General features: G+C 68.2%; 9 protein-coding genes. 6 read left to right on the top strand and 3 right to left on the bottom strand.

The annotated features are described in order from the left end of the window. Nucleotides 1-210: 210 nt before the first annotated feature. Entirely contained in the window at nt 211-642 is a 432-nt protein-coding gene (locus ACFU5M_RS33025) for a hypothetical protein (protein WP_379055285.1), read from the bottom strand. Nucleotides 643-841: 199 nt separating this feature from the next. Here ACFU5M_RS33025 and ACFU5M_RS33030 point away from each other — a divergent pair, with 199 nt between their 5' ends. From ACFU5M_RS33030 to ACFU5M_RS33045, 4 genes are all read left to right on the top strand, one after another. Then, nucleotides 842-1,453 carry a heme-copper oxidase subunit III gene (locus ACFU5M_RS33030; protein WP_063053595.1) on the top strand — a complete coding sequence of 204 codons (612 nt, stop codon included), beginning with the start codon at nt 842-844 and terminating at the stop codon, nt 1,451-1,453. An 83-nt stretch (nt 1,454-1,536) separates the two neighbouring features. Continuing rightward, on the top strand, nt 1,537-2,400 hold the full coding sequence (locus tag ACFU5M_RS33035) for a c-type cytochrome (protein WP_379055287.1): 864 nt from the start codon (nt 1,537-1,539) through the stop codon (nt 2,398-2,400). Nucleotides 2,401-2,496: 96 nt separating this feature from the next. Then, a complete protein-coding gene (locus tag ACFU5M_RS33040; RefSeq protein WP_379055295.1) occupies nt 2,497-3,672 on the top strand; it encodes a ubiquinol-cytochrome c reductase iron-sulfur subunit in 1,176 nt (391 codons plus the stop codon). Beyond that, a complete protein-coding gene (locus ACFU5M_RS33045) occupies nt 3,669-5,288 on the top strand; it encodes a cytochrome bc complex cytochrome b subunit (protein WP_379055289.1) in 1,620 nt (539 codons plus the stop codon). Before ACFU5M_RS33040 ends, ACFU5M_RS33045 begins: the two co-directional genes overlap by 4 nt. 70 nt (nt 5,289-5,358) lie before the next feature. On the opposite strand, the gene ACFU5M_RS33050 is transcribed toward ACFU5M_RS33045, so the two are convergent. Then, nucleotides 5,359-5,859, bottom strand: coding sequence for a polyadenylate-specific 3'-exoribonuclease AS (locus tag ACFU5M_RS33050; RefSeq protein ID WP_379055297.1), 501 nt, complete (start codon nt 5,857-5,859; stop codon nt 5,359-5,361). Nucleotides 5,860-6,045: 186 nt separating this feature from the next. Between ACFU5M_RS33050 and ACFU5M_RS33055 the strand changes: the two genes are divergently transcribed. After that, the gene (locus ACFU5M_RS33055) at nt 6,046-7,431 is read left to right on the top strand and encodes a class II 3-deoxy-7-phosphoheptulonate synthase (RefSeq protein ID WP_379055291.1); all 1,386 of its coding nucleotides are present in this window, start codon (nt 6,046-6,048) and stop codon (nt 7,429-7,431) included. A 46-nt stretch (nt 7,432-7,477) separates the two neighbouring features. Here ACFU5M_RS33055 and pknB read toward each other — a convergent pair whose 3' ends face one another. Then, on the bottom strand, nt 7,478-9,439 hold the full coding sequence (gene pknB / locus ACFU5M_RS33060; RefSeq protein ID WP_379055299.1) for a Stk1 family PASTA domain-containing Ser/Thr kinase: 1,962 nt from the start codon (nt 9,437-9,439) through the stop codon (nt 7,478-7,480). Nucleotides 9,440-9,569: 130 nt separating this feature from the next. Between pknB and ACFU5M_RS33065 the strand changes: the two genes are divergently transcribed. After that, complete coding sequence (locus tag ACFU5M_RS33065) at nt 9,570-9,938, top strand: Rv2175c family DNA-binding protein (RefSeq protein ID WP_379055293.1); 369 nt, start codon at nt 9,570-9,572, stop codon at nt 9,936-9,938. Nucleotides 9,939-9,941: the final 3 nt, after the last annotated feature.

The raw sequence follows: 9,941 nt of genomic DNA on the forward strand, positions 1-9,941 counted from the left end.
TTTTCCAGCGCCTGCGGCGCTGGGTGTTCGCGGCCCCCTTGTGGCTCGCGTCCGAGCGACCGCCGCTAGCTCCTTCGTCGCCTACGCGACGGCCACTCGGACGCGAGCCGGGCCGCGAACGGGCGGTGCTCGGTCTCGTCTCGCGCGATTGCGGGAGTTGAGCCGGTGTCGCTGGGTCGGCGTCGTCGAGCGGGGTTGGTCGCGGAGCCGTTATGGGTGTGGGCCCGGTTGCAGAGCGTCCCAGCCGTCGGCGGTGCCGTCGTGGCGCTGGGCGAGGCCGGCCATGCGCGAGCGCTCCTGGGAGCAGTGCAGGGCGTCCAGCAGTTGGACTCGCTGGAGGATCACCGTTTCGAGCGCGTCGCTGCCCGCGCCGCCCACCCGTGGTGCGGGGGAGTAGCCGTCCTGCGCGGCGATCGCGCAGACGGTGGGCACGTGCCGAGGCGGGATGCGCAGGTGGTGCCGTAGTACCGCCGGTGCGTCCGGCGCCAGCCCGGTCGCGCGCGCCAGCACGGCCGAACACGCCTCCGTGTCGTCGAAGCAGGCCGCGACCACGACCAGATCCGCTCGATCCGGGTCCAGCGGGGTGGGCCGGTCCCGCCGGAACAGCCGCCGCCACAGCCGCGGTCCCATATTCGTGTTCATCTCAGCTTCTCCTTACCCTTGCCTGTCATGCTGGCCGGGCGTTCGTCCGCGCGTGCGACCTGTTCAGCGGGTCGCCCGGTCTGCTCGTCCCACGCCCCGCCTGGTCGAGAGCCTGTCCCTTCCTGCGTTTTCCGACACGGAGAAACGAGTTTCGTACCCGGGTTCGGCTGTCGTACTACGACGAGTCATACTTACCCCCGTGACGACCGCAGTAGGGACCCCAGGATCGGCCATTACCCAGCGTGTGCATTCGCTGAACCGGCCCAACATGGTCAGCGTCGGTACCATCATCTGGCTGTCGAGCGAGCTGATGTTCTTCGCAGGCCTGTTCGCGATGTACTTCGTCGCGCGCGCCCAGGCGCACGGTAACTGGCCGCCGGAGCCGACCGAACTGAACCTGAAGCTCGCCGTGCCGGTCACGGCCGTGCTGGTCGCGTCGTCGTTCACCTGCCAGATGGGCGTGTTCGCCGCGGAGAAGGGCGACGTGTTCGGCCTGCGCCGCTGGTACGTCGTCACGCTGATCATGGGCGCGTTCTTCGTCGGCGGCCAGGGCTACGAGTACATGAACCTGGTGCACGAGGGCACGTCGATCGCGGGCAGCTCCTACGGCTCGGTGTTCTACATCACCACCGGCTTCCACGGTCTGCACGTGATCGGCGGTCTGATCGCGTTCGTGTTCCTGCTGGTGCGCACCAAGGTCAGCAAGTTCACCCCGGCGCAGGCCACCGCGGCGATCGTCGTCTCCTACTACTGGCACTTCGTCGACATCGTGTGGATCGGGCTGTTCGCCACGATCTACTTCGTCCGCTGATCGTGGCCGCCGCGCTGTCGAGCGCGCGGTGAGACCCAGGATCTTTCGCAGAAGTCGGTTCCGTCTACTCCAAAGGGACACAGATGAGTTCATCTCCCCCGTCAGCGCCAGAGCCCGCCAGCCCCGGGAACGGCCAGGCCAGCAAGACGCGCAGGCAGCGCCGCGTTCGCCGTCGCATCGCGGGCGGACTTGCGCTGCTGGTGGGCCTCGTCGGAGCAGGCTTCCTGGCATCGGCCCTCACGCCGGACCCGCAGCGCGCGACCGCGCACGAGGATCAGTCCGCGCTCATCCGCGAGGGTCAGCAGCTCTACGACACGTCCTGCATCACCTGCCACGGCGCGAACCTGCAGGGTGTCGCCGATCGCGGTCCCAGCCTGATCGGCGTCGGCGAGGCCGCGGTGTACTTCCAGGTGTCCTCCGGGCGCATGCCGATGGCGCGTAACGAAGCCCAGGCGCAGCGCAAGCCCCCGAAGTTCGACGCCCACCAGACCGACGCGCTGAGCGCGTACGTGGCGGCCAACGGCGGCGGTCCGACCGTGATCCGCGACGCGAACGGCGAGATCGCCCAGGAGTCGTTGCGCGGTGACGACATCGCCCGCGGTTCGGAACTGTTCCGGATGAACTGCGCGTCCTGCCACAACTTCACCGGACGCGGCGGCGCGCTGTCCTCCGGTAAGTTCGCCCCGCCCCTGGAACCGGCCAGCGAGCAGCAGATCTACGCCGCGATGCTCACCGGCCCGCAGAACATGCCGAAGTTCTCCGACCGCCAACTGAGCCCGGAGGAAAAGCGCGACATCGTCGCCTACGTCAAGAACGCGACCGAGGAGCACAGCCCCGGCGGCTGGGACCTCGGCGGCTTCGGTCCCGCGACCGAGGCCCTGGCCATCTGGGTGGTCGGCATCACGCTCGTGGTCGGTGCCGCGATGTGGATCGGATCCCGGTCATGACCGGTCAGCGCCTGAAGGCGGTAGCTAGCGTGGCCGCGGAGGGCGCCCGGCCATGCCGAAAGGACACAGGTCATGAGCAGTAAGGAGCGAGACGACATGGGTCGCCCGGATGAGGGCCACGACGCGCAGCAGTCGAATGAGCGGGCGGTGAACGCCGCCCCGGCGGAGCCCACCGAGGCGGAACTCGACAAGCTGTCGCGCGACGAACTGGTCAAGCTCGGTACCGAGCGCGACGGCGTCGACGTCGCCTACCGCCGCCAGCGCTTCCCGATCCCGGGCACCCGGGCGGAGAAGCGCGCCGAGCGCGCGGTCACCTTCTGGTTCGCCATTTCCGGCATCGCGGCAGCCGCACTGGTCGGCGTGTTCCTGTTCTGGCCGTGGGAGTTCAAGGGCAAGGACGAGGAGGGCCACGGGCTCTACTCGCTGTTCACCCCGCTGGTCGGCCTGACCTTCGGCATCTCGGTGCTGGTCATCGGTGTCGCGGTGGTGCTGATCCGCAAGCTGTTCATCCCCGCCGAGCTGTCCATCCAGGAGCGGCACGACGGTCCTTCGCCGGAGGTCGAGCGCCGCACCCTGGTGGCCGAGCTGCAGGACGCGCTGGACACCTCCACCCTGGGCCGCCGCAAGATGATCACCCGCACCGCGGGCGCGGGCGTCGGCGTGCTCGGCATCGGCGCACTGCTGGTGTTCGTCGGCGGCATGATCAAGAACCCGTGGGCCAAGGGCGACAAGTCGCCGCTGTGGGTCTCCGGCTGGACTCCGGACTACCCGGGCGAGACCATCTACATCCGGCGCGACACCGGTCGCCCGGAGGACGTGGTGCTGGTGCGTCCGGAGGACCTGGACGCGGGCGCCATGGAGACGGTCTTCCCGTGGAAGGAGAAGTGGCGCGGTGACGAGCACGCGACGTTGCAGTCGCTGCGTGGCATCCGCAACGCCGTCATGCTGATCCGTCTGCGCACCGAAGACGCGCAGAAGGCGATCAAGCGCAAGGGTCAGGAGAGCTTCAACTACGGCGACTACTTCGCCTACTCGAAGATCTGCACCCACCTCGGCTGCCCGACCTCGCTGTTCGAGCAGCAGACCAACCGGATCCTGTGCCCCTGCCACCAGTCGCAGTTCTCCGCGACCGAGTGGGGCAAGCCGGTCTTCGGTCCCGCCGCTCGCGCGCTGCCGCAGCTGCCGATCACCGTCAACGCTGAGGGCTTCCTGGTCGCCAACGGCGACTTCATCGAGCCGCTCGGCCCGGCCTACTGGGAGCGCCGTTCATGAGTCCTTCAGTCGCAGCCCAAGCCAGCGAGGCGGACGAGCGGTACCGCGCCGCCGCGTTCATGAAGCGGTCGATCAACAAGGTCTTCCCGACACATTGGTCGTTCCTGCTCGGCGAGATCGCGCTCTACAGCTTCATCATCCTGCTGCTGTCGGGCGTCTACCTGACGCTGTTCTTCGACCCGTCCATGAGCGAGGTCGTCTACAACGGCGCCTACCAGCCGCTGCGCGGCGTGACCATGTCGCGCGCCTACGAGACCGCGCTGAACATCACTTTCGAGGTCCGCGGCGGTCTGTTCGTCCGGCAGGTGCACCACTGGGCGGCGTTGCTGTTCGCGGCGTCGATCATCATCCATTTGTTCCGGATCTTCTTCACCGGCGCGTTCCGCAAACCGCGTGAGGCGAACTGGGTGATCGGCTCGCTGCTGCTGATCCTGGCGATGTTCGAGGGCTTCTTCGGCTACTCGCTGCCCGACGACCTGCTGTCGGGCACCGGCCTGCGGGCCGCGTTCGGCGGTATCACGATGAGCATCCCGATCATCGGCACCTGGATGCACTGGCTGATCTTCGGCGGTGATTTCCCCGGCGACATCATCATCCCGCGCCTGTACATCGCGCACGTGCTGTTGTTCCCCGGCATCATCCTGGCGTTGATCGCCGCGCACGTGGCGCTGGTGTGGTACCAGAAGCACACCCAGTTCCCCGGCCCGGGCCGTACGGAGAACAACGTGGTGGGCGCCCGGATCGTGCCGGTGTTCGCCGCTGATCAGGGCGCGTTCTTCGCCTTCACCCTCGGCATCGTTGGCATCATGGGCGGCGTGTTCCAGATCAACCCGATCTGGAACCTCGGTCCCTACAACCCCTCGCAGGTCTCGGCGGGTTCGCAGCCGGACTTCTACATGATGTGGACCGACGGCCTGGCCCGGTTGATGCCGCCGTGGGAGCTGTATCTGGGCCGCTACACCGTACCCGCGGTGTTCTGGGTCGCCCTGATCATGGGCTTGGTGTTCACCGTGCTGATCGCCTACCCGTGGATCGAGAAGCGCCTCACCGGTGACAACAGCGCACACCACAATTTGTTGCAGCGTCCGCGCGACGTGCCGGTCCGCACGGCGATCGGCGCGATGGCGATCGCGTTCTATGTCGTGCTGACGCTGTCGTGCGTCAACGACATCATCGCGCTGAAGTTCGACATCTCGCTGAACGCGACCACGTGGATCGGCCGCATCGGCCTGCTCGTCGCCCCGCCGGCGGCGTACTACATCGCCTACCGGTTCTGCCTCGGCTTGCAGCGCAGCGACCGCGCGGTGCTCGAGCACGGTATCGAGACCGGTGTGATCAAGCGTCTGCCGCACGGTGAGTACATCGAGGTGCATCAGCCGCTCGGCCCGGTGGACGACCACGGTCACCCGATTCCGCTGGAGTACCAGGGTGCGCCGGTTCCGAAGAAGATGAGCAAGCTGGGTTCGGCGGGCAAGCCGGGCACCGGCAGCTTCCTGCGCGCGGATCCGGAGGAGGAGAGCGCTCGGAACTTCGAGATCGAGCACGAAGAAGAGCACAGGCAGCTGAAGGTGCTGCAGCGCGCTCAGGAGGCGGCGAACGGCAAGCACGGCCACTGACCGCCCGGCTCCACAGGACGGCCCCCGAGTTCACGCGACTCGGGGGCCGTCCTGTGTCACACCCTGGGTGTCACAGGCGTGGCGCCGCGCGGCGTGCGGCCTCGATGGCTTCGAACTTGGCGAGATTGTGCCGGGCGTCGGCCAGCGCGTCGTGCGCGTCCGGCGGGATCGGCGGGAGTTCGGGGCGGCCGTGCGCCTCCCAGTGCTGGCGCAACTCGTTGGTGTAGCGCGGCAGCGTGTTGGGCAGGTCGACCATGGAGCCCCACAGCTGGCACAGGGCGACGTGGTCGTAAGCGGACACCCAGGCCCACAGCTCCGGTTGCACGGTCGGCCGCGGCACCAGGAACGCGTACAGCTCGTCCCGGATCTGGGCCCGACTGCGCCATCGCGGAGAGGAAGGCGACGGCAGCTGCGGCAAAACGAATTTGCGCACCCAAGGACCCGCCCGTTCGGCATCGAATTCGGTGGACACCGCGTAGTACTCCCTGCCGTCCTCGCAGGCGACGCCGATGGAGACCAAATCGATGGTCACACCGTCCTCGATGAATTCGCAGTCATAAAAATATCGCAGCGAGATCGGTCTCTCCTCGGCTTCCGGTGCCGTTGTGGCAGTGACGGGTTCTCGGCAACCCTATGGTGACGTGCGCCGCCGGATGCGCAAGGGCCCATGCGGTGGAGATTTTCGCCACCTTGGTGCGGCACTCCACCACTACCACCGGGGTGTCCTCAGGGGGCGAGCGGTCCGTATTCTGGACTGGTGAACTGGACCGTCGACGTACCCATCGATCGCCTGCCGGAACTGCCGCCGCTGCCCGCCGAGTTGCGCAGGCGGCTGGACGACGCGCTGGCGCGACCTGCGCTGCAGCAGCCGTCCTGGGATCCGGAGCAGGCGGCCGAGATGCGCACCGTACTCGAGAGCGTGCCGCCGATCTGCGTGCCCGCCGAGGTGGAAGAGCTGCGCGCTCAGCTGGCCGAAGTCGCCCGCGGTCAGGCGTTCCTGATGCAGGGTGGCGACTGCGCGGAGACGTTCGCCGACAACACCGAGCCGCACATTCGCGGCAATATCCGCACCCTTCTGCAGATGGCGGTCGTGCTCACCTACGGTGCGAGCCTGCCGGTGGTGAAGGTCGCGCGGATCGCGGGCCAATACGCCAAGCCGCGCTCGTCGGACACCGATTCGCTCGGCCTGAAGTCCTACCGCGGCGACATGGTGAACGCGCTGGCCGCCGACGCGGCGTTGCGCGAGCACGACCCGTCGCGCCTGGTCCGGGCCTACGCCAACGCCAGCGCGGCGATGAACCTCGTACGCGCGCTCACCGGCGCTGGCATGGCCGACCTGCACAAGGTGCACGACTGGAACCGCGACTTCGTGGCCAAGTCGCCCGCCGGTGCGCGCTACGAGGCGCTGGCCGAGGAGATCGACCGCGGCCTGGCGTTCATGACCGCGTGCCGGGTCAACGACCCGAGCCTGAAAGCGGCCCGCATCTACGCCAGCCACGAGGCGCTCGTACTGGACTACGAGCGCGCCATGCTGCGCTTGAGCGAGAATGCGATCGGCGAGCCGGTGCTCTACGACCTGTCGGCGCACTTCCTCTGGATCGGTGAGCGCACGCGCCAGCTCGACGGCGCGCACATCGCGTTCGCGGAACTGCTCGCCAACCCGATCGGCCTGAAGATCGGCCCCTCCACCACGCCCGACCAGGCCGTGGAATACGTGGAGCGGCTGGACCCGAACAACGAACCCGGCAGGCTGACCATCGTGTCGCGCATGGGCCACAGCAAGGTCCGCGACGTGCTGCCGCCGATCATCGAAAAGGTGCAGGCCACCGGCCACCAGGTGATCTGGCAGTGCGATCCGATGCACGGCAACACGCACGAAGCGTCCACCGGCTTCAAGACCCGCCACTTCGACCGCATCGTCGACGAGGTGCAGGGCTTCTTCGAGGTGCATCACGCGCTCGGCACGCACCCCGGCGGCATGCACATCGAACTCACCGGCGAGGACGTCACCGAATGCCTCGGCGGCGCCCAGGACATCTCCGACCTCGATCTGTCCGGCCGCTACGAGACCGCTTGCGACCCCCGGCTGAACACCCAGCAGTCGCTGGAGCTGGCGTTCCTCGTCGCCGAGATGCTGCGCTGAGGTCCGAGCCGCGGCAGCGGCCGGACTTCGCGCGTCCCGCTTCCGGTCAGGGAAGCGCCACGAGGGTGACGGTGTCGCCCGCCTCGAGGTTGGCTCCGATGCCCGGTGTTTGCGAGACCACCAGCGAGCTGTCCGCGCGGGCCAGTTGTTTCACCTCGACCTGCAAGCCGAGGCTTTCCAGCTTGGCGCGGGCGTTGGCCACGGTCCAGCCGCGGACATCGGGCATCTTCAGGGCGTTGGAGACCAGCAGGACGACGCCGTCGCCGGATTGGATGGTGGCGCCTGCGCCCGGCTGGGTGCCGATGGCCTTGTCCGCCTCGATGCTGCGGTCGAACTGTGGTCTGGTCTCGCGGATCGCGATGCCCGCGTCGCTGAGGATCTTGGTGGCCTCCTCGGTCGACTTGCCGCGGACGTCGGGAACCTTGACCGGCTGAGAACCCTTGCTGCGGTAGACCTTCACTTGCGCGCCGAGCGGCAGCACGGTGCCGGGCCGCGGTTCCACCCGGGCGACTGTTCCCTTGGGTGCGGCATTGGACTCTTCACCGGCGTCGACCGGTTGCAGCCCATAGTCCCGGATCAACTGGTTGACCTTCGACACCTGGTCGCCCGCTTTGACCTCCGGCACCTTGGGCTTGCCGTTGGATACCAGAACGGCGACCGTAGACCCCTTGGTGACCTTGGAACCGGCCGAGGGGTCGCTGCCGACCACACCACCGACCGGGATCGTGTCCGACGCCTTCTGCCGGATCTCGGTCTCGAACCCGGCGTTCTGCAGCGTGGCGACCGCTTTGTCGGTGTCCAGCCCGGCTATCGGCGGCACCGCAGAGTACCGGCCGACCCCCAGCCACCAGCCGCCGATGCCGACCAGCAGCGTGAGCGTCGCGACGATGGCCACCCACACCCATACCGTGCGCCGGGAGCGGTTGAGCTCGTCGGCGTAGGGCGGCGCGTACGGCGGCGCGGGGTTGGCTTGGCGCACCGGTTGGGGCCGGTCGTAGGCGTGCGGCGGGTCGTAGTCGAGCCGAGGCCGCTGGGCCGTGACCACTTTGGTGTGCTGCACCGGCTGCGGAGCGTGGGGGTCATGGGCCGACGCACCGGCGAAACCCGGCCGGTCGTCGTGATCCGGCGGGACGGCGCGGTAGCCGGCACTGAGATGTTCGGCGGACTCCTGGGGTGCGGGCACCCGGTAGGGCGGCAGGCGCAGCGCGGTGCCGATCTGCCGCAGCGCGGCCGCCATCTCGTTCGCGTCCGCGAACCGGTGCGCGGGTTCGCGCGCGGTGGCTTTGGCGACCAGCTCGTCGAACTCCGGCGGCACCCCGGAGATGAAGCCGCTCGGGCTCGGTACATCGTTCTCGATGCGCTGGTAGGCCACCGAGATCGACGTGTCGCCGGTGAACGGGACCCGGCCGGTGAGCATTTCGAAGATCAGCAGGCCGAAGGAGTAGACGTCGCTGCGAGAGTCGGCGGAGCCGCTGGTGACCTGCTCGGGCGACAGGTAGGCGGCGGTGCCCAGGATCACGCTGGCCGACGTGGTGTTCGCCGCGGCCACCGCGCGCACCAAGCCGAAGTCGGCTATCTTGACCTCGCCCGCGTCGGAGATCAGCACGTTCTCCGGTTTGATGTCGCGGTGCACCAGCCCCGCGGCATGCGCGACGCCGACCGCCGCGAGTACCGGTTCGGCGACGGCGCGCACGGCGTGCGGTGGCATCGGGCCGCGTTCGCGCAGCAGCTCGCGCAGCGTGCCGCCCTCGACCAGCTCCATGATCAAGAAGGGATGGTCGCCGTCGATACCCTGGTCGTACACCGCGACCAGCGACGAGTGCTTGAGCTTGGCGACCGCGCGCGCCTCGAACTCGAACCGGGACAGGAACTGCGGGTCGCCGGCGAATTTCGGGTCCATCACCTTGATGGCGACCGGCCGGTCCAGGCGGGTGTCGACCCCGCGGAAGACCATCGACATTCCGCCGCGGGCGATCGGCGCATCGATCCGATAGCGCCCTTCCAGCATCTGGCCGATCAAGAGAAGTCCTCCGGCTTTCACAAAGTTTGCCGCTCCGTGCGGCCCCCACGATGGTATCGACTCCCACCACCCCGGGTGTCTCACGACGTGCGGTGCGCGACCGTCTACCGTTGTCCCGGTGAGTGCATTCCCCTGCAGTGACGACGTCCTTCCGCAGTCGGTGGCCATCGTGCCGCTGCCGGAGGTGGCCGACCGACTCGGGCTGGTGGTGACCCGAGTGCACCAGATGCTGCGCGATCACCAGTTGCTCGCCGTCCGTCGAAACGGCATCGCCGGCGTCCCGGAGCGATTCTTCGACGACACCGGCGCGGTTGTGAAGCCGCTGCCCGGCCTGATCACCGTGATGCGCGACGCCAAGTACACCGATGAGGAGATCCTGGAGTGGATCTTCACCGAAGACGAGAGCCTGCCCGGCAAACCGATTGATGCCCTGCACGGCCCGCTGGCCCGCGAAGTCGTGCGGCGGGCGGCCGCGGACCCGTTCTGAGTC

The organism is Nocardia sp. NPDC057455, from assembly GCF_042802775.1.
In the GTDB taxonomy this organism is placed as follows: domain Bacteria; phylum Actinomycetota; class Actinomycetes; order Mycobacteriales; family Mycobacteriaceae; genus Nocardia.

Bases quoted from the DNA above. Each gene is read 5' to 3' on its own strand.
- ACFU5M_RS33025 (WP_379055285.1), bottom strand. From the start codon at position 642: ATGAACACGAATATGGGACCGCGGCTGTGGCGGCGGCTGTTCCGGCGG.
- ACFU5M_RS33035 (WP_379055287.1), top strand. From the start codon at position 1,537: ATGAGTTCATCTCCCCCGTCAGCGCCAGAGCCCGCCAGCCCCGGGAAC.
- ACFU5M_RS33040 (WP_379055295.1), top strand. From the start codon at position 2,497: ATGGGTCGCCCGGATGAGGGCCACGACGCGCAGCAGTCGAATGAGCGG.
- ACFU5M_RS33045 (WP_379055289.1), top strand. From the start codon at position 3,669: ATGAGTCCTTCAGTCGCAGCCCAAGCCAGCGAGGCGGACGAGCGGTAC.
- pknB (WP_379055299.1), bottom strand. From the start codon at position 9,439: ATGCTGGAAGGGCGCTATCGGATCGATGCGCCGATCGCCCGCGGCGGA.